Annotated in this window: 14 protein-coding genes; 11 read left to right on the top strand and 3 right to left on the bottom strand. The window is 45.5% G+C overall.

Going from position 1 to position 23,689, the window contains the following annotated elements; all coding sequences use genetic code 11:
- Positions 1-11 precede the first annotated feature (11 nt).
- A complete protein-coding gene (locus C7R91_RS19335; protein WP_047071197.1) occupies positions 12-1,034 on the top strand; it encodes an ABC transporter ATP-binding protein in 1,023 nt (340 codons plus the stop codon).
- Positions 1,031-1,981, top strand: a complete 951-nt coding sequence (locus tag C7R91_RS19330) for an ABC transporter ATP-binding protein (RefSeq protein ID WP_047071199.1) — start codon at positions 1,031-1,033, stop codon at positions 1,979-1,981. Before C7R91_RS19335 ends, C7R91_RS19330 begins: the two co-directional genes overlap by 4 nt.
- Positions 1,982-2,031: 50 nt before the next feature.
- Here C7R91_RS19330 and C7R91_RS19325 read toward each other — a convergent pair whose 3' ends face one another.
- Complete coding sequence (locus C7R91_RS19325) at positions 2,032-2,409, bottom strand: DUF3899 domain-containing protein (RefSeq protein WP_047071201.1); 378 nt, start codon at positions 2,407-2,409, stop codon at positions 2,032-2,034.
- 18 nt (positions 2,410-2,427) lie between these two features.
- A complete protein-coding gene (locus C7R91_RS19320) occupies positions 2,428-3,297 on the bottom strand; it encodes a LysR family transcriptional regulator (RefSeq protein WP_047071204.1) in 870 nt (289 codons plus the stop codon).
- 127 nt (positions 3,298-3,424) lie between these two features.
- Between C7R91_RS19320 and C7R91_RS19315 the strand changes: the two genes are divergently transcribed.
- The 6 genes from C7R91_RS19315 (at position 3,425) to C7R91_RS19290 (ending at position 20,624) form a co-directional block, all read left to right on the top strand.
- On the top strand, positions 3,425-4,321 hold the full coding sequence (locus C7R91_RS19315) for a PhzF family phenazine biosynthesis protein (RefSeq protein WP_047071205.1): 897 nt from the start codon (positions 3,425-3,427) through the stop codon (positions 4,319-4,321).
- A 179-nt stretch (positions 4,322-4,500) separates the two neighbouring features.
- Positions 4,501-12,246, top strand: a complete 7,746-nt coding sequence (locus C7R91_RS19310) for a S8 family serine peptidase (RefSeq protein ID WP_047071207.1) — start codon at positions 4,501-4,503, stop codon at positions 12,244-12,246.
- A 62-nt stretch (positions 12,247-12,308) separates the two neighbouring features.
- On the top strand, positions 12,309-17,774 hold the full coding sequence (locus C7R91_RS19305) for an RHS repeat domain-containing protein (protein WP_236697901.1): 5,466 nt from the start codon (positions 12,309-12,311) through the stop codon (positions 17,772-17,774).
- 17 nt (positions 17,775-17,791) lie between these two features.
- Entirely contained in the window at positions 17,792-18,418 is a 627-nt protein-coding gene (locus tag C7R91_RS19300; RefSeq protein WP_047071209.1) for a hypothetical protein, read from the top strand.
- Between the two features lie 171 nt (positions 18,419-18,589).
- A complete protein-coding gene (locus C7R91_RS19295; protein ID WP_047071210.1) occupies positions 18,590-19,546 on the top strand; it encodes a phage lytic cycle repressor MrpR family protein in 957 nt (318 codons plus the stop codon).
- Positions 19,547-19,709: 163 nt separating this feature from the next.
- Positions 19,710-20,624 (top strand): phage/plasmid replication domain-containing protein, encoded by a 915-nt coding sequence (locus C7R91_RS19290; protein ID WP_047071212.1) that lies wholly within the window; start codon positions 19,710-19,712, stop codon positions 20,622-20,624.
- Positions 20,625-20,907: 283 nt separating this feature from the next.
- Here C7R91_RS19290 and C7R91_RS19285 read toward each other — a convergent pair whose 3' ends face one another.
- A complete protein-coding gene (locus C7R91_RS19285) occupies positions 20,908-21,114 on the bottom strand; it encodes a helix-turn-helix domain-containing protein (protein ID WP_047071214.1) in 207 nt (68 codons plus the stop codon).
- A 159-nt stretch (positions 21,115-21,273) separates the two neighbouring features.
- Between C7R91_RS19285 and C7R91_RS19280 the strand changes: the two genes are divergently transcribed.
- From C7R91_RS19280 to C7R91_RS19270, 3 genes are all read left to right on the top strand, one after another.
- Positions 21,274-22,053: a recombinase family protein gene (locus C7R91_RS19280; RefSeq protein ID WP_047071216.1), complete on the top strand. Its 780-nt coding sequence runs from the start codon at positions 21,274-21,276 to the stop codon at positions 22,051-22,053.
- Between the two features lie 14 nt (positions 22,054-22,067).
- Positions 22,068-22,307, top strand: a complete 240-nt coding sequence (locus tag C7R91_RS19275) for a hypothetical protein (RefSeq protein ID WP_007722200.1) — start codon at positions 22,068-22,070, stop codon at positions 22,305-22,307.
- Positions 22,308-22,446: 139 nt separating this feature from the next.
- Positions 22,447-23,679: an IS110 family RNA-guided transposase gene (locus tag C7R91_RS19270; RefSeq protein ID WP_047071218.1), complete on the top strand. Its 1,233-nt coding sequence runs from the start codon at positions 22,447-22,449 to the stop codon at positions 23,677-23,679.
- Positions 23,680-23,689 lie beyond the last annotated feature (10 nt).

The following is a 23,689-nucleotide window of genomic DNA, read 5'->3' as shown; positions in this document are numbered from 1 at the left end:
GAGGAATGAGGATGAATCAGCATTTGCTGACAATCGATAACTTGCGGGTGAATTTCAAAACGTACGGTGGCGAGGTGCAAGCCGTGCGGGGCGTGTCCTTTTACGTGGATAAAGGGGAGACAGTTGCCATCGTAGGGGAGAGTGGATGTGGCAAGAGCGTTACGGCGCAAGCGATTATGGGATTAATCCCTAATCCACCCGGAAAAATCGTCGGGGGAAAGGTTGTTTTTGAAGGAGCCGAAATCAGTCACCTGTCCAAAAAAGAGCTGCAGGGTATTCGCGGAACCCAGATCGGCATGGTGTTTCAAGACCCGATGACAGCGCTCAATCCGACGATGAAGGTAGGGACACAAATCGTAGAGGGGTTCGTTCGCAGTCACCAAGTTTCGAGAGAGGAAGCGCGAAAGCGAGCGATCGAGATGCTTTCACTCGTAGGAATACCCGATCCGGAAAAGCGAATCGATCAGTACCCGCACCAATTCAGCGGGGGGATGCGTCAGCGTGTGGTCATTGCGATTGCTCTTGCTTGCCAACCCAAGCTGGTGATTGCTGATGAGCCCACGACAGCGCTGGATGTGACGATTCAGGCTCAGATTTTGGATTTGCTCAAGCGACTGCAAGAGGAGCAGGAGTTATCTGTTGTGATTATTACGCATGATTTGGGAGTCGTAGCCGAGATCGCTCATCGCATGGTTGTCATGTATGCGGGGATGGTAGTTGAAACAGGCACGGTTGAGGACGTTTTTGCAAATCCTCGTCACCCGTATACATGGGGACTGATGCGCTCCCTCCCTCGTCTGGATGAAGGCGAAAAGCAACGGCTCATTCCCATCGAAGGCAGCCCTCCAGATTTGTTCCATCCGCCAGTCGGCTGTCCGTTTGCTGCTCGCTGTGATTTTGCGATGGAGATATGCGAACAGCAGATGCCCGTGACGAGCGAATTCGGTCGAGGGCACCAGGCTACTTGCTGGCTCCACGATCCACGGGCACCGCGAATAGAGGAGCTGGTGGCAGCAGGGAGGCAGGGAGTATGACAGAAGCGTTGCTTGATGTTCGCGATTTGAAGAAGTATTTTTCGCTTGGTACTGGGTTTGATTTGAAAGCAGTCGATGGTGTTTCATTTACGATCAACAAAGGGGAGACGTTCGGTCTCGTCGGCGAAAGTGGCTGCGGGAAGTCTACGCTAGGCCGGACCATTATTCGCCTGTATGAACATACAGATGGAGAAGTCCTGTTCAAAGGGAAGAATGTTCATCAGCTTCGGGGAAAAGAAGCGGGGCAGTTTAATCGGGATGCCCAGATGATTTTCCAGGACCCGCAAGCAAGTCTGAACCCGCGTATGACCGTGGAGGATATCATCGCAGAGGGCTTGGACATCCATCATTTGAATCGCGGGATGAGACGAGAGCGGGTAGCGGAACTGCTTCATTTAGTTGGCTTGCATAAGGATCATGCGCAGCGTTTTCCGCATGAATTCAGTGGGGGACAGCGCCAACGGATCGGGATCGCGCGGGCGTTGGCAGTAGAGCCGGAATTTATCATTGCCGACGAGCCGATCTCTGCACTCGACGTCTCAATTCAAGCGCAAGTCGTCAATTTATTGGAGGATTTGCAGCATGATCGCGGATTGACCTATTTGTTCATCGCGCATGATCTGTCCATGGTCAAGCATATTTCCAACCGGATTGGCGTCATGTATTTGGGCAAAATGGTCGAGCTGGCATCGAGCTATGAGCTGTACGCGCGTCCGTTGCACCCCTATACGCAGGCTTTGCTCTCTTCTGTGCCAGTGCCTGACCCGACGGTGAAGCGAGAGCGTATCGTTTTGCAGGGAGATTTGCCGAGTCCAGCCAACAAGCCGAGTGGCTGCGGTTTTCGCACACGCTGCCCACTCGCACAGCCTCGTTGTGCGGAAGAAGTGCCGAGGTGGCAGGAGGCGCAACCCGGGCATTGGGTGGCTTGTCATTTGATAGAGTCGTAAGAGAGGAAGAAGGGCTGCTCCCGATCGGTGGGACAGCCCTTTCTTTGTGATTATAGATAGTAGAAACAGGTAAGAACGATCGAGAAGACAATCAGCCCAGTGCCCGACGTGAGAAAAAGCGAGGTTCCGATTCGTACGAACGACTCTTTTTTTTCCTCGAAAGCAGGGTCGTTAGCTTGAACGATATCACTGTCCATCATGCGTGGTTTGCGGAAAAACATCCCTTTCAGCTGCTTGAATCCACGCAGAAAAATAGTGAAAAATCCAGAGCGTGTCACGACAGCAATACTCCCTGCGATCAACAGGAAAAGACCGATTAAGAAGCTCTGATTAATCAATGGCACCAACGTACCAGCTTGAATAGTAATTCCTAAAATCACACTGCTGATCACGGAGAGAGCAAGTAGGAGAATGAGCCATTTTTTCAACGAAGAAGCACGTCCTTTTTATAGTGTGGGTGCAATGCGCTCCGCTTCCCGCAAAAAAGCTTGAACGGCAGGTGGGGCTTCACGAAGCGAGCGTACAGCCAAGCCGATTTGCCGAGAGAGAGGCGGCGTGATTTCGATGACAGCGACATCGGGCAGTTGTGCTGGTAGAGTCAGTGAAGGAACGACTGTCACCCCAACACCGCTTTCTACCATCGCTAGTATCGTTGTATTGTCGGCGATTTCATAGGAAACATTCGGCGTAAGCCCAGCCTTGGCAAACTCCGCGCCAATCAATAAGTGACATCCCGCCATGGGCATGAGAAACGATTCGCGGGCTAATTGCTCCAGAGTGAGAGAGCGCTCCTTTGCCAGAGGATGATTGGCTGGCACGACAGCAAGCAGGGCGTCTGTCGTCAGCAGGATTCCTTCCAGCTCGTCATCGGGCCACACATGAAAACCGACATCGACAACCCCCGAGCGAATCCATTCTTTTATTTCTTGATAGCTTCCTTCATATAGCTTTGTTTGCATATGCGGGTAGTGACTTTCTATCGTCTTTAGCAATTTTGGCAGGAGCTGAGCGGTTACGCTGGGAAAAGAAGCAATCCGGAGCGTTGCCTCCAATAGCCCGCCTGATTCGGCAGCCACCTGTTTAATCAGTGAGACGTTTTCCAATATGGTCCGGGCAGAGGCGACGATTTTTTCGCCAGCTGCGGTCAGCTTAACACCGCTGCGATTGCGGGTGAACAAGGAAATGCCGAGCTCTTTCTCCAGTGCGCCGATGGTATGACTGACACCGGACTGGCTCAAACCGATTTGTTCTCCTGCTCGCGTGAAGTTGCCAGTGTTGGTGACAGCCACAAGGACTTCCATTTGAAACAAAGTCATGGCGCTCCTCCTTTCATGAAGTTTTTATCATGGTTAGCATGCGAAAGCTTCATTTTACAGCGAGGTTGCAGCACTTTAAGATGAAAAGCAAGAGAAGCATTCGTTTAACAAAAGGAGAGAAATAACGATGAATCATGTGAGCGTATACCATGTGGACGCCTTTACGAGAGAGCCATTTGCAGGCAATCCCGCAGGAGTCATCCCGGAAGCAGGTACTTTGACTTTACAACAAATGCAGAAAATTGCCAATGAGTTGAATCTTCCTGAGTCTGCCTTTTTGATGCCATCCGACCATCCAGAAGCAGATTTTCGTATTCGCTACTTTTCGCCTTCGGTTGAGATCGATTTCTGCGGCCATGCGACAGTGGGTTCTGCTTGGCTATTGGCAACAGAGCGCGGATGGTTGGAAAAGAGTAGTCGTATTGTGTTTGAGACAAACGTCGGTTTGATTCCTGTTCAATTGGTGATGGAGGATGGCGAGTTACAGCGAGTGGAAATGACCCAAATAAAGCCTTCTGTGAAGGAGATTGATTTAGACAGTGAAGAGGTAGCGAGGCTGGTTGGCATAACATTGGCCGATCTGGATGATCGCTATCCGATGAAGCTCGCTTCCACTGGCAATATGCATCTGCTCGTTCCAGTCCGCACTCGTCAGGCAATCGATGCAGCACAGCCTTTGCTCTCAACGCTCGCAGAAATGAACAGGGAACACGGCCTCACAACCACCCATTTGTTTACGTGGGATGCTCCTGAAGGCTATGACTTATATACGAGGGATTTTGCTCCTGCGATCGGGATTGCGGAAGATCCCGTAACAGGTGCCGCAAACGGGGCACTGGCTGGCTATCTGGCATTAGAAGAAAGGTTGCCTGCTGGAAAAGTGACACAGCTTGTCATAGGGCAAGGACATGCGATTGGTCGGCCAGGAAAGCTGTATGTAACGGTTGATCGATCTGGAGAGGAGCCTGTTATTCGTGTAGCAGGTCAGGCGCATTTGACGATCGCGGGGCAGATGAGGGTTTAAATAAGGAAAGGTGAAAGGCGTTCTTGTCTAAGAACGTCTTTTTTTGTCTTTATTTCCTATTGATCCAATATAAGGAATTCATTATAATTCGAATTGTGTGTTTAAGGAATATTTCAATATTTTTACCTGTACTTATTTTCTTTCGGTTTTGAACCGGTATGGGGGAGGGAGTCTTAGAGATGAACAGTAAATTCATCCGTTCCATTAGTATTTGTAACGTATTTATCCTGCTCTCTTTACTGTTTTTGCAAACGGTTCCTGAGCAGGCGCACGCAACGGAAAAAAGCAAAACATACTTGATTGGTTTCAAGGACAGTAAACGAACAAAAAGAAGCGCCATCCAGGGAACATCTGTGCAACAACTCAATTCCAAAATTATGGTGGCTACCTTAACGGAAAGTGAAAAGGAGGAATTATCTCAAGATCGAAATGTAGCGTACGTGGAGGAAGATAGTGACACAGAGTTGGCTGAGATCGACCTGACAGAAAAACAGGAGATCCCATGGGGAGTCGAGCATATAGGTGCGCCTCAAGCGCACAGCAAAAATTACTTAGGTAAAAATGTGAAGATAGGAATTTTAGATACCGGAATCTCTCGTCATGAAGATTTGAATGTGAGAGGCGGCATTTCCTATGTAGAAGGTGAAGCGGATTATGATGATGCCCATGGTCATGGTACCGCTGTGGCTGGGGTGATCGCGGGCAAAGACAATCAGCTTGGAATTGTAGGAGTCGCACCCGAAGCGGAAATCTATTCAATAAAAGTTCTCGATGAAAAAGGTCATGGAAAGTATTCGAGTATGATTCAGGGAATAGAATGGGCAATTCAGAATGACATGGATATTATCTCGATCAGTGCAGGCGGGTCCGTGGACAGTCAAGCGTTGCACGACCAGATAAAAAGGGCAAATGAGCAGGGGATTCTGGTCATTGCAGCAGCGGGAAATCGAGGCCTCGGTGAGGAAACCCAATTATTCCCGGCACAATATCCGGAAACGTTGTCGGTAGGCTCCGTTGATCGGGATAACCAGCGTGCTGATACCTCCAGTGTAGGGACGGGGTTGGACCTGATGGCTCCGGGCGTGGACATTTTAAGCACTTCCCTTCACAAAGGATACGAAGTGCGCTCGGGTACTTCTTTAGCTGCTCCTCACGTGGCAGGTGCCGCAGCAGTCATTTGGTCGAAGCAGGGGAAGGCAACCAACGATGAAGTCCGGGATATTTTGGTCGAGAGTGCAACACCTCTAGGGGAGCCGCGTTTTTATGGCAAAGGGCTGGTGAACCTGGGAAAAGCCTTGGAGATCGGAGGCACAGAGTCTCTCGGGATTCAGTCGATTGAATCTTCTCCTGGCGAGCTGGCTATTTCCGTAGGGCAAAGCTATCCATTGAAGATCAAGGCGAAGCTGACAGATGACACGACCAAGGACATTACCGAGGAAGCGAGTTATGCCAGTAACGATGAAAAAATCGCAACAGTAAAGCCAACAGGACTGGTGACTGCGACTGGCATAGGTGAGACGCGATTGGTCGTAAAGTTCGAAGACAAGACAATTGAAATCCCAGTAGTGGTTAGCGAAAAGGTACCTTTGACCCCACGTGGCGGTCTTGATAATCCAGAAAATGGTGAATTAATTGTCGGTACATATGGGATGAAGGGATGGTACCTAGATCCAGCAGGCGTCTCCCAAATCAGTATCATGATTGATGGCATAAAGGTTGGAGAGGCAACCTACGGTGACTCCAGACCCGATATTGAGGCCAAGTATCCAGCGTATCAAAATGGAAACGCAGGTTTTCATTTTAACCTCGATACAAGAGAAATGAGCGTAGGATTGCATACGATTACGCTTGCCATTCAGAACAAGAATGGAGAGCAGACAGCAATCGAAGGAAATACGTTCTATATTGGCAATAAGCAATCGGTCGAAGGACTTCATGCTGATGTTACCAAGCTGGAGCTCACCTTGGAGAATACGCATCAGTTCGTTGTCTCTACCATTCTCGAAGATAAAACGTTGAAAGATGTCACGACGCTAGCTGAATACACGTCTTCGGATGAAAGCATCGCAACGGTAACCTCGACTGGTTTTGTAAAAGGAACAGGAGTAGGAACAGCGATTGTGACGATTCGCTATGAAGGACAAACCATCACGATCCCTGTCACAATCCAGGAAAAAATCGCGCTCATACCGCGCTGGGAAGTAGAGAGTCCAGCCGATCATGCCACGATGACGGGAGCCTCTCTCATGAAAGGCTGGTATCTGGATCCAGCAGGTGTATCAAAGATAGAAATCCATGTAGATGGGAAAATCGTCGGGGAAGCTCTTTACGGGCAACCGCGACCTGATATTGCCCAGGCGTATCCAGCCTATCAAAATGCTTCTTCTGGTTTTCAGTATGTTTTGGATACGACCCAAATAACGGAAGGGCAGCATACCATTACGGTGATGGCTGTGAATCAGGAAGGCAAAGAGCAAGTCTTGGCGGAGCGCTCCGTGTCCATCGAGCGTACGCAACCAGCCAAGAGTATAGCTGCAAATGTAAGCAAGGTCGAGCTATCTCAAGGGAATACACAGCAACTTATTATTTCGGCTGTTTTGCAAAATGACCAAATCAGAGATGTAACAAGAGAAGCGAAGTACAACATTGAGGATTCTACAGTTGCCAGCATTTCCGATCACGGAATTATCACTGGTCTTCGGATCGGGCAAACCACGGTTATTGTCGACTACCAGGGACAAGCGCTGACGATACCGATCTCGGTTAAAGCAGCAGTTGGAGTGTCCCAAGGGGGATTGGACAGTCCTCTCGACAACGCGACGATTAGCGGAGTCTACCCTGTAACAGGCTGGTTTATCGCATCAAGCGGCGTCTCGAGCATTGAGGTGTTGGTGGATGGCGTTGTAACCGGGGAAGCCACGTATGGAGTTCCGCGTCCCGAAATCGAGATAACGGATAGTTCTTTACCGGGTAGCAACGTTGGATTTCATTACGACCTCGACACAGGTCTTTTCCAGAAAGGGAAGCATACCATTTCTGTTCGCGGAACAGCCAAAGATGGCAATCAAACGATACTGGGGTCAAGAACCGTTCAGGTGGTCGAATTGCTCCCGGCAATCGGATTGCACGCAGATATCGCCGAGCTGCAGCTTTCTCAAGGAAAGACACATCCGCTCTCTGTCAAAGCAGAGCTGGAGGATCAGAGCAAGCAGGATGTGACCAAGCTAGCCCTTTATACCGTAGAAGATCCATCTGTTGCAAAAGTGAGTCCAGACGGCGTGGTTACGGCTCTGGCGCAGGGCAATACGAGCCTTACGATCAAATATGGAAATCAGAGTATCAAGATACCAGTCGTCATTACAGCAGCAGAAGTATTAAAGGCAATCGGCGAAATAGAAACGCCAGCAAATGACGCGATTATCAATGGAACCTATACGATAGCCGGCTGGTTTTTGCATACTTCTACGCCCTCTCGTTATCAGGTCTTCCTTGATGGAAAAGAAGTCGGACAAGCCAATTCGGGCATAGCACGACCTGACATTGCCCTGCTGCATCCAGACTATAAGAATACGCATGCTGGATTCAGCTATACGGTGGACTTGTCCGAGTTGCAATCCGGCGGCCAACATAGGGTTTCTGTCGTGGTGACGGATAGCGAAGGAAACCAGTACCCATTGCCAGAGAAAAGCTTCGTGGTTGGTGAAGTGGCTCCGGCAAATAGTTTGAAGCATACGGAATCGGGGATCAGCTTAGCAAAATCGTCGATGCAGAAGCTGCAGATTACCGTAACTACCGCTGATCAAAGTCCAAAAGATGTGACTGCTCAAGCTGTATATACGTACGAAAATGCCAATGTGATCCACGTGAGTCCACTGGGGATCGTCACAGGACTTGAAGTAGGAATGACCAAGATTGTCGTCAGCTATGGAGGTCAGACCCTAACCATTCCAGTGGTTGTGACGGAAACAGAATCTGGCCCACTGGTTGCAAAAGGGCAGATCGACATTCCGATAGACAAAGCAGAAATTGGAGGAACCACAACGATTCAGGGTTGGCTCCTTGATCCGGACGGTGTAGCCAAGATTGAAGTTTGGATGGATGGGCAGCTACAAGGAACGGCAGTATATGGCGGGCCACGCCCAGACATTTTTGCGCTGTATCCGCGTTATGAAAATGCAAATGCAGGATTTCAATATCAGCTCGATACCATGCGCTTCAATGAAGGCGAGCACAAAATAACCGTACGAGTAACCAACAAAAAGGGAGTAGAAAGTCTCGTCTTTGATAAAGAAGTAACAGTTGGCCCTGTAACAGGGATTACAACTAATCTCTCCACAATTGAACTTGAGAAAGAAAAGACCGCTTCTCTTACTGTTGTTGCATCTTATCGGGACAAGAGCACGAAGGACGTAACAGGGACAGTCACCTACGTGATTCAAGACCCAGCCATTGCGAAAATAGACGCAACTGGCGTGATAACGGGCCTAGCTCCAGGGAATACCGTTTTGTCCGTCACTTTTGCTGGCATTGTCAAGCAAGTGCCTGTTCATGTAAAGGGCGGCGCTTTGACGACGACAGGTGCGATTGATGCTCCAGGAGAGAATGAACAGATTAGCGGAAGCTATAACGTAACAGGCTGGTTCATAACCTCCGGTGAAGTGGAGAAAATCGAAGTGCTGATAGATGGCGTTGCGTTGGGTGAGGCGAAATATGGACTGGAGCGACCGGATATTTTGCGAATGTACCCAGAGGCACCCCCTGTAAAACCAGGCTTTTCGTATCTTTTGGAAGTGAATGATCTGGACTTGGGACGACATCAGCTGACTCTAGTGGTTACGGAAAAAGACGGGAAACAGACCAGCATGGAAAAGGCGATCACGATTGTGAAGCCGATTCATGACAAATACACCTATTGGCTGCAATTTTCAGATCAGCAGGGCAAGGACAATTGGTCCTATCAAGAGGTGTCAGGGGATCGCCATGCTGATTTGACATGGAACAAGCAAACAGAAGAATGGGAGAGTAATCACGATACGGCCATCGGGAATACCTGGATAAGAGTCGGCAGCTCAAACCCTGTTATCAAATGGGAAGCGCCACGATCAGGAAAAATCCAGGTCAGCGGTTGGATTTCCAAAATTCAAGTCGATGAGGGCGATGGGGTAAACGTCCGATTGCTGAAAAACGATGAACAAATTTGGCCGTCCACTGGCTGGCAAGCTATCGAATTCAACGATGAAATTGGTGTAGAACTCCAAGAAGAACTTGAGGTAGAGCAAGGAGATGTGCTCTTGTTTCAAGTGGATCAAAAAGAAAGCAGCATCGGTGATTTGCTGAAATGGACACCTGAAATTACCTACGTGAGCAACGCCGTTAACGATAATGCGTCTCCCCAAATCTATTTGACCTCTCCTGTTGTAGGAGCAGCAGTCTCCACGGTTGATGGCAAAGATGTTGTCGTGATCTCAGGTTTTGCCATGGACCCGAATGTGGGAGATCAGGTAAACATATGGTACCAGTTGGATGACGAAGATCCACAAGAGTTGACGAGATTTACAGCTTCGGAAAAGCACCAGCCATTTTTATTCAACCTGCCCACTCATCACTTGAAACCGGATGTTTTGTACTCTCTTCGTGTCTGGGCAGTCGACCAAAAGTCGGGAAGATCACTCAGTGAAAAAGTAGACTTCACCTTGGACATGAGAGCACAAGCTGAAAAGGAAGACATTGTGGTTGTCGCAGATTGGAAATCTCCCAAAGATGGAACCGAAATTTTAAAAGGAGAAAAGGTTTCACTGACTTGGGAATACGCAAGCTACGGTGGGCACTCCAGTAAAATCGAATCGCAAGAATTACTCATTTATATAAGCGAAGGTGGGCATGTCACCTCAACAATCCGCGAAAAATTGACAGGCACAGCACGTTCCTACGTGTTTGATACAAGTGTTATCGAGAAAAATGCCCGAGTGGAAGCACGAATTCGCTCGATTATGCCGAAGACGCCTGCTTATGTTTATGGCGGCACTGCGAAGTTGAATTTCAGTGTTCTGGCTGCCAATCAAGCACCTGTCGTACAAAGCACGGAGTTTGTCACCTTGGACAGAGGGCTTACAGGAATCATCAAATATACGCTCAATGAAAATGATGTCACGGACAAAATCGTTTCGACAAAATTACGAGTGGGCTTCACGCCAGGTGGAAATGAGCTTGTTGAAAAAGAGGAGCTGATACCGGAGGCTTCTCAAAACAGACAAGTTGTTAGCAGGTATTCCTTCCCGCTTACAAAAGATATGCTGCACCAGACCATTTACTGGACAGTGCAGGCGCAGGATAACCGGGGAGCTTGGACACCAGCAGTTAACTATTCCATTCGACTGGAAGAGGCACTTCCAAAAATCGTGATCTACACGCCGGTTGCCAAGAGAGTCATGGACCTTGATGACACCTTTACATTGGATGGAACATACACGAAGCTTACCTCCGGAGAAATGATTGAAGCCCAAGTGTCCTCCTCTCATTCTGCCAAAAAATTCACAACAACAGGAACCTCCGGTCAGTGGGAGCTGAATTGGACGGGGCGGGAAATCGGATCAGGCACGTACGAAAATATCAAAGTGACAGAGCCGACCGTAGTCTATTACTACGGAAGCTTAACGGTAGAAGACAAGCCGGATGCTCCAAGTATCGTGAACGCAGAGGCCGAAACGAATTCACTCAAAATCTATTGGAGTCCGTCTGTAGGTGCCATTGACTACGGAATCCAAGTCGACGGCGGCGGTATCAAAAAAGTGGGCGATGTTACCAACCATACGATCACGGGCCTTCAGCCAGCGCGTGTGTATACCATTAGACTTTGGGCGTATACTTCAGCCGGGATTAGCAGCTACAGCAGTTCGATTACGGTTGAAACGAAACCAGCAGAAGGCAATTTTAATGGAATGGTTGAGAATAGCCCAGTGCGGATGTATTTCCCTGCAAATGAGGCGAAATACATGAAAATCGTTGCTGGAACAAATGGAACGTATTCATTCACGTTAAACAACGATTCGGGTTCACCAGCCAATGCAACTCTCTCCGTCTATAAAGCGGCAAGCTTGCAGGCACATGAGGAGATTGCGGCGGGAGCGAATGGAAGAGTCAACCCCGTGTTTGTTGCAGGAAAAACCTATTATGTAAAAATTGTCGCAAAGGATTCGGTTTACGCTACACTTCTGGCAAAGCCGGGGGGAGAGGCCTTTACCTTCAACCAGCCAAAGGAAATTACGCTGCAGCCTGGTCAAACGGTAGAGATGGCCATGAATACGACTATTCCTGGCAAGTATCGTATGATGACACAATTAAAAAATCAGACAAATAAATATCCGGTTGTCACGGTCCTGTCCAATGGAAATGCTGTAACACCTAAAGAGACGCCAACTCCTTCAGAAATCAATTATGAGCTGGGGATGGGCAGCTACACGATCAAATTGACCAATACCGAGAGTTATCCGGTGAGTGTTTCCTTTACCGTTTTTGCTCCCCTCCCTGGTGGGACTCTTTATGAGTACGTTTACGATCAAAACAATCGGATTAAGGCGATTAAAGAAAATGGTGTAGAATCCGTAACGTTCATTCATGATGATAATGGAAACATTTTAAAAAGTGTCAAGCATGCAGTGACGCTTCCACCAAAAGGAACCGTATTACATGTGGATCAGGAAAAGGTGGAGGTACGAGCTGGCAGCACGCGACCAATTAAGGTCACAGCAACAAAGGAAGACGGCAGTACGCTGGATGTAACAACACAAGGCCTTTACTCAGTGGTAGATTCTAGGATTGGATTTATCGTGAAAGGCGTTGTGTATGGAATGAATCCTGGAACAACAGAGGCCAGGGTGTCTTACGACGGACAGTTTAAAACGATAACGATTACGGTTGTACCCTAATCCATGTTCATGCAGTCCCCCCTTCGCATCATGGGGGGACGAATATCTCTAACGGAGGCATTATGAAACATTTTTCCATAAAATCACTCATGATCGTTGTGCTTTGCCTTGCATTATGCACGACGATGTTGCCGCTTGGAACGACGTTCGCAAATGAATCCTCCCCCGTGTCCATCTCTCATATAACCTCAGGTGAGAAAGCAGCAACTCCTGACACGGCAATCGAAGAGATTCAACAGTCCATGGGCGAGCCAATCACCAATGACAAAGGAGAAGCAAAAAATCCGACCGAGTTCACGGAAACGGATATTTCTTCGCTTACATGGACGCAGCTAGAGACTGACACTGTTATTGACATTCACCGCAGTTTTGACAGAGCATTGTTAAAGTTCGCAGCCTATTTCTATTCCGAGCTGCTGCAATTACTAACAGCAGAAGAACAAGAAGAAGTCAAACGCCTTTCCTCTGAGCAGATTATCACCCAATTCGGGAATCTGAGTCAGGAAAGCAAAGACCTCTTGCAGCGGTTAACCCCTCTTGTTCTATCTAAAATCAATGAAATCAAGCAACTGGAAGAACAGATGGAGGTCCAATCCACTACGCCTCCTCCGGTAAAATACACCGAAAAGGATCAGGAGTTTCGATTTGCTCGTTCAAAAACAGAGCAATCCGTCGATGATGTATATCGAGCTGCGAACCTGGTCGAGCAAGATCTCTTTTTGCCGGGCAAGCATGGACTGGATTTGGACATAAAACGCAGATACCACTCCTTGAGCAGTAAAATCAGTGTGCCAAGCTGGGATGATGATCTAGACAAGAATGAAGCCCTTCATGACAATGACAAATTTGCAACCGGCTGGGATTTTAATATGCCGAGATTGGATATCGTCAGTCGAGAGCAGGCCGTAACGGTAAGGGACGACCCCTATGATTCAAGTCAACAAATTTACTCTACCAAAATAGATAAGGATCCATCGAGTAATCGGTATTACATCACCTTGGAAGACGGTACATCTTTAGAATATCGGTTCAACAAGTTTGTGAATTATCCGTATCAAGACATCTTCTTCACGATTGACGAAGTGAATCGGAAGTACACGCTGCATTACCGAAATTTGAAGTACGAGTTTGATGTCACCTTGGGAACGGTCGTCAAATCTAATATTTATGGGGACAAGATCAAGTACAACGTGAGTAGTGATGGGGAGCCAGTAAGCATTGAAGATAGTGTCGGACGTTATGTGGTGCTGAAACGAAAGCAAAACAACACCACGCAAGACTTGATCGTCTACAAAGACAAGACCGAGACCACGGTGCTCAAGCACATTCGCTACCATTTTGAACGAAAGTTCGCATTGAGCGGTTATCATCAGCTTGTTCGAGTAGAAGTCCTGCCGACAGCAGGGAGCGGAAGCAGCGCATATACAGTGGCGCGGTATGCCTATCATGATCCGAAAACGAAGGGCATTGCTTATTTCAATTTGAACAAAGAATACACCCTGGATAAGCTCCCAACTGATCAAACCCTCCAAGATTCAGCAAAGTACTGGGAATCGGATACAAAGAAGCGTAAGGAAATCGATTACTTGCTTATGCAAGAGGTTTCCTATCCGTTGCAAGGATTAAAAATCAACTACGACTATCGTCCCTATCAACTAGGTCAAACTACGTTTAATGACGGTCTCGTACGGATTTTTCAAGACAAGTATGCACTAAGCTATGTAGCCTATCATCCGGTTAATAAAGTATCGTACAGCTATACGCAGAAAACGCCGAGCGGTTCGAATACGCATAAGCTGGAAAAGACCTATGCAGATAACGGCAATTTCCGCGAGATATGGAAGGTACCAAAGGAACAATTGCCTAGATTGAAAAATTTTGCAGAACGCCATGGGGATACCATCCAAGTCACGGAATCTGAGGTTTCCCGTTACACGAAGAATTCCATTTACAAGGTCAATCAAGACGGAAATCCATTGCTGCGAAGCGAAAAGATAACAGGCGTGAGCAAAGGCGGAACAAATGTATCAGGCGCGAAGTACCGGGTCGAGTACAATCCAACTACGTACACAACCTATGCCTATTCCGGTCGGAATACAAAGCCGACGTATCAATACGTTTTCTTGGAACCGACATCGGCAGTGAGCGATCTGGATGTTTTCAATTCCTACTTAAAAGACCCGAATGTTTCCAATCGTGCACAGTATGCTGCCAAGATCAACAACTACGCACAAGAGACGTACCTGGAATACAACCATTATGGACAACTGATCAAGCAGATTGCGCCAGACGGGATTATGAGCACATGGACATACGATGAGGTAGCGCTAAATCCATGGGGATTCCGTACCTTCTCTGTGTTGAAGGCAGCCCGAACACAATCAACGACCGCATCCGGTGATCCGTATTATTCGAATACCACTTATGAGTACAACGATCAATATATGCTCCGAAAGGAAACGGAGATCAACTCGTTCCCTGCCAATTTAATCAATACGCCCAAAAGTCAATCGATTGAACGAACCTACGAGTACACAAACAAACAGCTTTATTCGATAACGGAGAACTTTGGCGGAGGAAAAACACGGACGCAGACCTTCACCGCTTATGATCAATACGGAATTCAGCCTACGCAGATCGCACTCGCTGGTGTCGAGCTGGAAAGCGGCAAATCGGATGTATTGAATTTTTCCTACGAAATCGATGACAAAGGTCAAATCAAAAGCCAGACCTATCCGAACGGAAGCAAGGCTACTTATGAATACGATGAGCTAGGAAGACCTCTATCAGAGACTTTTCACAATCAAGGTGCAAAACGAACCATTACGTACGTGTATCGGGACGGCGAAGCTTCTGGATCGAGTGCAGATGGACCGGGCATCGTGGAGAAAATTGCACCAGATTCATCAAGACTCATCACCTACTACACCCCATACGGAGATACCGCCTATCAAGAGCAGGTGGGCACAACAGGTGCGAAACGCCCATTGGTAGAAAACGAGTTCACGCCAGATGGGTTAGAGGTTAGCCGCACGGTTCCTTTTGGGAAGCAGGGGGAAAGCACTTCGTATCTGTATGACTGGGATGGTTTTTTGTATCAAACGACGAATGCACTCGGAACTACCAAACACCATCGAAACAATGCCTACTCGGATGGATCGAAGTATTTGCCACGATTGACGGAACAAACGCTCTCTCCAAATGGGTTCATCGTAACCACCTACCGCGACTTGTATGGAAGAGTGGAGAGCACAGAGGAGACGACCCAAAGTGGCAGTCACCATCGCGTGACAAACTATCAGACTGATCGATTCGGGAAAGTAACCCTTAAAGAAATCTCTGACGGCGAGACTTCCCAAGCGTGGAGTATGCGCTTCGATCACAACGACAACCTGGTGTATTTGCAGGACCCGGAAAATAACGTAAACGTATATGGCTACGATACGCTAGGCAATCTCACCAGTGTTCTGGAAAATGGGACGACTACGGCAGAGTATACCTACAATAGTTTGGCATGGAAGCTCTCGGAGAAGAATCCAGAGACAAAAGCAGAGACGTACACCTACGATAAAAGCGGCCTTGTGAAGAGTTACAAGGACAAAAACGGCGTCACATTCAACTACGACTATTCGCCTTTCCATGAGCTGACGAAAGTTTCTTCTGGTACTGCATTCTATGAAGAGCGCGTGTACGATCCACAGTCTGGTCTGCTTTTGAGCGAAAATAATCACACAGGAAACGCGATCAGCTATGGCTATGATGGGTTCCATCGGAAGAATCGCCAGACGATGATGGGCAAAGACTACCAGCTTCTTTATTCAGACAATGACGATTCGGTAGATACACTTGTATACCCTGCAAGAAGTGCGGTATCTGGTTCTGCCCCATCGATGAAAGTCGAATACAGCTATGATAACGCGAACAGATTGAACTCGGTGGCGATCCCCGGAGTCGGAACGACAACGTATACATACGATATTAGTAACTCAGGTGAAACCAATGCTATATCGTATCCGGGGCAACCAACAGCCATGCAGCAATCGATCAGCTCATTTGGTGAAAAAACAGCCTTGAATCACGCAGACGGCTGGAACGAGACAAATGGCTACGATCTGTTTGGCAATATCACCAGTCAAAAGCGCTCCGGTACGAATTATGGATTGTTTGTGTACGACAAGCTTTCCCGGATCAAGGAAGAATCGGTTGAAGGGAACGTTAAGCAGTATGCCTATGATAAGCGCGGCAACCGCCAAGTGTATGCCAATGCTCCTGGTAACATCTTAAGCTCCTATGAAATGAAGCACGATTTGTTTAATCGTTTGCAGGAGTATAAGGACGAGAAAGGGACAACGACGTACACGTATTATCCAGGTGGACTGCGGGCGACGAAGCAACAGACTGGTAGTGTGACCGACACGACCCATTACGTTTACCTGAATGGGCAAGTGATTGAAGAGCTCACGCAAGATGGTCGAGTGAAGGCGCGGAATGTGTTTGGCAACCAGTTGATTTGGCGAAAAGACTATGCATCGAATCTTGAAGGCAATTACTACTACAACAGCCACGGTGATGTTGTTAAGATCAAGGATTCGAACGGCAATGTCTTGAATACGTATGATTATGATATTTGGGGCAACTTGATCGCGGATAAGGTTAAGGAGACGATTTCCAACCCGTTTACGTATGCAGGAGAAATATATGACAAGGAGAGCGGATTCTATTATTTGCGGGCTAGGTATTATGATCCGAAGATAGGGCGGTTTATATCGGAGGATACGTATAAAGGGCAAGTGGATAATCCGTTGAGTTTGAACTTGTATACGTATGTGGAGAATAATCCTTTAAGATATAAAGACCCTACAGGTCATTGGAAAGATGGAGACGAATATATTAAAGGATCAACTAGAGATACGATTGCTCTTTGGACGGATGTCTGGGAGAAGGCAAATAAAGCAGGAAACACACAACGTAAGCAATTTGCTGAGACCCAAGCAGATAATGCAAGGACAGCATACTGGAGTAATTTGGGTGCTTCTATTGCAAAAGACTTTGAACTAAGACACACCGCTGTTTTTTTTGCAGGAACTACTGCAACTATGCCAAGGTCTGGTTCTGGTTCAGTATCAGGTGGTGCAATAGGATGGGCTGCTGTTGGGGCAACGATATTGAACCTTGCTACGCAGGACACCTCGACGAGCACTACAACTTATAATTATAATGGACAGACCCTAATATTCCGTGACGGTTCGGGTACAAACACCAATCTAACCCCAAGACCAGTGGATACAACAGGATTATCATACTTTTTAGCACCAGGGTCTACCAAATATACGTTCACTTCAATAGATGCTGTAAACGCAACTGGCGTTTTGAAGGCTGTGATTGACAATCCTGCCACTGGGCACGTCAGTATCTTTGCAACAAACCCTGCCCATCACAAAGCGTGGATTGCTTCAAGACCTGATGCAGAATCAAATCCGTATTATTTAACTAGTGTACTAAAGTCTATCTCAATTAAGGGAAGGTAAAAGAAGGGAGGGAGAGAATGAACGAGAGGAGTGTCACTACTAAACTAATTGACGAAAAGGGGCACAGTCAGGATACGATCCTTTATGTTCGATTTAGAGAAAATGAAACTGTTCATCTGATTCTGGCAGGAAAATCTCTATATTTTGAAAGCGATGAAGCGACATATGTTCAGAGTCTTCTTGAGTTAATAACGAAGTTACCAGAAGGATATCAGCTAAAGTTCTTGAATAGTGTACAATCTACTAATGGTAATTCTGTAGAAATATTAACGGTGGAAGAATATACTTCCGTCACTAGACAATATGACCCTGATGAACCTCAATTAAAGTACAGACTAGTATGCAATTACAGAGGGATAACCTTTGAAGCGGAAGCTATTGAGGATTTCTCCATCGCTTTACAAGCACTTCAAGACAAAATGGACGTATCCTTTAACATTTGTGCTTTCTGCTCAAATGGTGATTTTAGGTCAACTGGTGGAGAAGACTTAAGACAAGGTTGGTATTGTTTACGTGATGTTTTAAATCGTCAACCTGATTTACCATGGTTCCAACGGGAACAAGAATTTCAGGAAGCGTATTCAAATGTAAATGCGTTCCATTGGTGTCCCTGTTACGTAAAAGCAGTAGATAGAATGTTTTAGGTGTAAACATAGAACCCCAAATGAGTATTCAACTCGTCTGGGGTTTCTGTAATTTATTCCTGAAAGAAGCAAAAACTCTTGCGTTAAGTTGAAAATTTATAGTAATATCAATTCAAGGAAATCAAACTATAAATTTATAGTATCCTTTTTCATCAAGAAAGGTGTGTAACCATGTTTAACCCCGAAATAAAAACTACCTTTCTTCAAGGATATAAAGAAAATACCCAAAAAGCTTATTCAAGAGTTTTCAACTTGACAATGAAGTTCGAAGTGGAAAAGGATAAGGATTTGCTCCACTTTACATTGGATGAGATTGAAACTGCCCTGCACGGCTTCCATGCTTCTACAGGAGACTCTCTTAATACGGCTGGGAGAACGATATCTGCTTACTTGAATTGGGCAAGGGCAGAGGGGCTTAGAGAGGACACCAATCCACTGGAGTCCGTTTCAAAAGAATGGTTTAAGAACATGGTAGGTAACACCCACCAACAATTTATTACGAAGCAAGAAATCGATGCAATCATTGACCAATGTAATAACGATCAGGATTCTGTGATTCTCTCTCTGTTATTTGAAGGTGCGGGTGGAAGAGAGGTAAGTGAACTACGCAATCTAAAACGTGAACAAGTCAATGATGAGAAACGAACATTGATATTGATTAACGATAAAGAAGAAACAAGAGAAATTCAAATATCCGAGCAGTGTCTGAAATTAATAAATGGCGCAATCAAGCAAAAGGATTATCTCAAAGGGAATGGGGAGATGAGACGAGATCATCTCAAAGAAACAAGTGAATTAATTGAAACAGGCTATGTAATCAGGCCAGCCAAGACAAGAAATGTTCATATGGAACAAGTCAGTCCTCATCTGATTTATGGGAGATTACATGCATTAGAAGAATACTTTGGTTTGGACAATCTACGAGTGAAAACGATTCAACGCAGCGGGATGATCTGGATGGGAAAACAACTGCTAGAACGTGATGGTGAACTCGGAAAAGAGCAGTATCATGAGATATGTGAACGGTTCGGCGTAAGCAAAGTAATGAATGGCAACAAGCTAGAGTATATGTGGTGGGGATTAAAAGACTTCATAAATCCAGACATGATTGCTGCATTGTACGAGTAACGCACCTAGAGGATGTAATTCCTCTGGGAAAACAAGATAAAACTAAAAATTTATTGTAAATCGATGAAGGAGGTGAACAAACGTATGAGTTGCTATCTTTTGTTATAACATGCCAAATTATATTCAATATATTAAAATTTATAGTAAAAAGGAGAGTATATAATTGTTTGATTCCATCAAAATGAAAGTAAGTTCCGTATTTATTCAACCTGACATATTACGACAATATAACTTTGCATCTTTTACATACCGTAATCAGAAAACAGGTGTTATGACCACATTCCAAATGCAAGACGAGATCATTCCATATATCAAATATCAGGAAGCAAGCGGCACTTTAACTATCCAAGTTTCTATTCCTAAACTGCTTTATGGAAATAATGTCAAAGCAATCAACGAATCAGATATTCCTATCTTCTTTCAACGAGTACAAGAACGATTACAGCAATTATTCGGTATCCATATTGCCCATGAAGATTGGAGAATTACTCGTTTAGATGTATGCTGCAATTTCCATGTTGGGAATCGAACAGGGGAATATGTTCGTCAGTTGAGCAAAGGAAAAATGCCATATAAAGATACGCGAAATTATAATCATGATGAAACGGTAGAGTTTTATAACAAAAGCAGCAGAGTCATGCTATACGATAAATACAAGCAATGTAAACGAGTGAAGGAACCGAAGGAGATCATTGAGCAATCCAAGGGAATTTTACGATTAGAAATTAGACCGAGTGACAATGACATGAAGAAATATACCAAAGAGAAGAGAGCCATTCATCTTGTCACTCATTCCTTTTTTACCTACATAATCAAAAGGACACTTGAGGGATTGCCATACACAGAAAATGTGGAAACCATTGATTATGAATGGCTTTTGGAAAACAAGGAGGAAATATCAAAGATTGAGAACTATCTAGGTTTCACTATGATCAAAAACTTGTTCCAAGAAAGTGGAATAAGAGCAATTTATACAACATCCACTCTTCCTAATCGTAGGAGTTTGGCAAAGAAAATAACCATCCCAAAAAAGGAAGGTTTAAAAAGATTGGAGATTGTTGATTCAGTTCAGGGCTGAAGACATCCACTCACACCGTATTGTTGTTAACACGATAACGATAAAAATTATAGAACTTCGGAGAAATTTTGAATGGACAGAGCTTACTAATAAAGAAAAATAAGCAAATAGAGCAGTCCTTACAAAGAAAATGTGTCTCTCTACGATACCGTATCGATACAACCTGCTGCCATTCGGGGGTATTTTACATCTCTATATAGTGAATGGACATGGAATAGGGGCATTACACATCTAGTCCCGTAGGTAGGTTGGATTTTAGGCGATTAAGTTTTAAGGTGGAAAATTACTCCCCCTCCAACACCAGCAATTCATGCAACTCAATATCTAATGTCTTACAGATCGTTTCAAATGTACTAAGGTGAACCCTATCTACTTGGCTGGAACAGAGATGGCTGATTGTATTCGGTCTAAGACCAGTGAGTCTTGCCAACTCTCGTTGAGACATATTTCTCTGATCAAGGATTTCTTTTAACTTTACAATTATAGGCATTTTGAGTCCTTCTTTCCCGTGAACATTCTTTATCCATTATACGTGCAATTTTAGCACGAGGAAAAGGTCGTTGATTGTATCTGCTAAGCGATATATAATTGTTTTGTATCTACTAGGCGTTACGATGATTCAAATTCCTGTAACGGGAAGGGGAATAGTATGGAAAAAGTAGTGGGATATGTCAGAGTATCGACAAAAGGACAAGTTAAAGATGGGTATAGTCTAGCCTACCAAGTAGAGGAGATTCAGCGTTATTGTCAGGATAATAATCTAGAATTACTGAACATCTACAAGGATGAGGGTATAAGTGGAGCAAAAGTGGATGAGGATGGATTGACCATTGAACGGGAAGGTTTGCAAGAACTGTTATCCAGTTTTACTTATCAAAAAGTAAGCCATATTATCGTTCTCAACACTTCCCGATTGTGGAGAGCCGACATGGTGAAAGTCCTCATTCAAAGAGAGTTAAAACGGCACACAGTAGACGTAAAAGCAATTGAACAGCCCAACTATAGTATTTACGCCCATGACCCTAATGATTTTCTAATCAATGGCATGATGGAATTACTCGACCAATACCAACGTTTGGAGATAGCACTCAAACTAGGGAGGGGAAGAAAAAAGAAAGCGCAACAAGGAGGATATGCAGGAGGAGGAGTTGCTTTCGGATATACGGCAACGAAAGGGCAGAAGGCCATTCAGATAGATGAGAGACAGGCGGAGACTGTGCGGAGATTGTTCTCCTTACGTGAAACAAATCCCACTTGGTCACTTTCCCAACTGGCTATCCAACTGAATGTAGAAGGGTATACAACGACACATGGTAAGTCTTTTACCAAGGTACAGGTCAAACGAATGATTGATCGTGAAGCCTTCTACAAGGGTACCTACCGCTATGGTCAGATTGAAGCAAATGGACTTCACGAAGCCATTATGTAGCGGGAGGAACGAACGTGGAAGCTCAATTCACTCATTATAAACAGGAAGAGATACGCTCTCTTGACAAGATTCAGACATGCGAAATAGGTACACAATTAATTTTTGACTATGTTCAACAAGAGAACGCTGTATTTAACATCGCTACGATAGAGGAAATAATAAAGGCCATCTTTCAGGTGGAACTACATCAACGAGAATACTTGCTGCAAATCCGTTTAGCGAAGGCATTGTCTAGCACCAAATTACAACCGTAATGATAGAACGATAATGACATGAAAAGAATGTACGAGCTAACGTATCCGTGCGTGTTCATCTTTGAATAATGCTTGTTCGGAGGGTGCTGGCATTCTTTTCTCTACATCATTACTCATCAAAGATAGGGGTGAAGTCTTTTTGCATCATAAATTGAAGTACCTATATATCGGAGTAGACTTACATAAACGTCATCATACAGCGGTGATGATGACCTGTTTCCATGAAAAGAGAGACGAAATCCAATTCGAGAACAAGCCGTCAGCGTTTCCTAAGTTTCTGCAACAAGTAGAAAAACTAGCCAAGAAGGAAGGCTTGACCCCTATGTTTGGCTTAGAAGATGTGGGGGGCTACGGAAGAGGATTGGCTATGTTTCTAATTGAAAATAAATATGAAGTAAAAGCAGTTAATCCTGCCCTTACGGTATCCATGCGCAGAAGCAGTCCAAACAACAAGAAAACAGATGCGTGGGATGCAGAGTGTGTGGCTCGCATTCTGATTTCCAACTTGGATACACTGCCGACTGCGAATCCACATGACCTTTATTATGCAATCTCACAGCTTGTCACAAGAAGAGAGAACATTGTGAGTGTTGTAACAGGAATCAAGTTACAGCTTCATCAATTGCTAGGTTATCACTATCCAAGTTACAAGAAATTCTTCTCACAAGTAGATGGGAAAACAGCATTAGCTTTCTGGCTGAAGTATCCTTCTCCGAGTTGTTTGCGTAGGGTGAGTGTGGATGAATTGGCTACCTTTCTGTATAAGAAGAGCAATCGCTACATGTCTACCAAGAAGGCAAAGGACATTCTATCTTTCGTACAGCAAGATGGAGACACATCGAAAGACTATCAAGGAGTCAATGATTTTCTTGTTAAAAATGTGGTTCGGGACTTGATCGCCAGAGACTATCAGCTAGAGCAAATTGATTCAGAGTTGGCGAAGCATCTTGCATTATTGGATTACAAACTAGAGACCATGCACGGAATTAGCACGGTCACTGCGGCGGAATTAATTGCGGAGATTGGCGATATTTCACGTTTTTCCAGTGCTGACAAACTAGCGAACTTTGCAGGGATTGCACCTGTGCAGCATAGTTCAGGGAACAAGCAGAAGAGTAAAAAGAGCAAGTTAGGCAACCGTAGCCTGTATGATATCTTCTATAACCTTGCCATTCGTCAACTGGGTGTATCAAGGGCGAAGAAACCCAATCATCCTGTTTACCATGCATACTACGAAAGAAAGCTGGCAGAAGGGAAAACCAAGTGGCAAGCGATTATTTGCGTGATGCGTAAATTGGTCAACGTCATATACAGCATGATGAAGTACAAGACGGAATATAAAATGCCAGTCCTTACAGAACAGGCGGCGTAGTAGCAGGGTG

Source organism: Brevibacillus formosus (assembly GCF_003013405.1).
Lineage (GTDB): Bacteria > Bacillota > Bacilli > Brevibacillales > Brevibacillaceae > Brevibacillus > Brevibacillus formosus.
The sequence above is the reverse complement of the archived record's forward strand: the minus strand, read 5'-3'. Positions and strand labels throughout refer to the sequence as shown.

Bases quoted from the DNA above. Each gene is read 5' to 3' on its own strand.
- C7R91_RS19335 (WP_047071197.1), top strand. From the start codon at position 12: ATGAATCAGCATTTGCTGACAATCGATAACTTGCGGGTGAATTTCAAA.
- C7R91_RS19330 (WP_047071199.1), top strand. From the start codon at position 1,031: ATGACAGAAGCGTTGCTTGATGTTCGCGATTTGAAGAAGTATTTTTCG.
- C7R91_RS19320 (WP_047071204.1), bottom strand. From the start codon at position 3,297: ATGACTTTGTTTCAAATGGAAGTCCTTGTGGCTGTCACCAACACTGGC.
- C7R91_RS19315 (WP_047071205.1), top strand. From the start codon at position 3,425: ATGAATCATGTGAGCGTATACCATGTGGACGCCTTTACGAGAGAGCCA.
- C7R91_RS19310 (WP_047071207.1), top strand. From the start codon at position 4,501: ATGAACAGTAAATTCATCCGTTCCATTAGTATTTGTAACGTATTTATC.
- C7R91_RS19305 (WP_236697901.1), top strand. From the start codon at position 12,309: ATGAAACATTTTTCCATAAAATCACTCATGATCGTTGTGCTTTGCCTT.
- C7R91_RS19300 (WP_047071209.1), top strand. From the start codon at position 17,792: ATGAACGAGAGGAGTGTCACTACTAAACTAATTGACGAAAAGGGGCAC.
- C7R91_RS19295 (WP_047071210.1), top strand. From the start codon at position 18,590: ATGTTTAACCCCGAAATAAAAACTACCTTTCTTCAAGGATATAAAGAA.
- C7R91_RS19285 (WP_047071214.1), bottom strand. From the start codon at position 21,114: ATGCCTATAATTGTAAAGTTAAAAGAAATCCTTGATCAGAGAAATATG.
- C7R91_RS19280 (WP_047071216.1), top strand. From the start codon at position 21,274: ATGGAAAAAGTAGTGGGATATGTCAGAGTATCGACAAAAGGACAAGTT.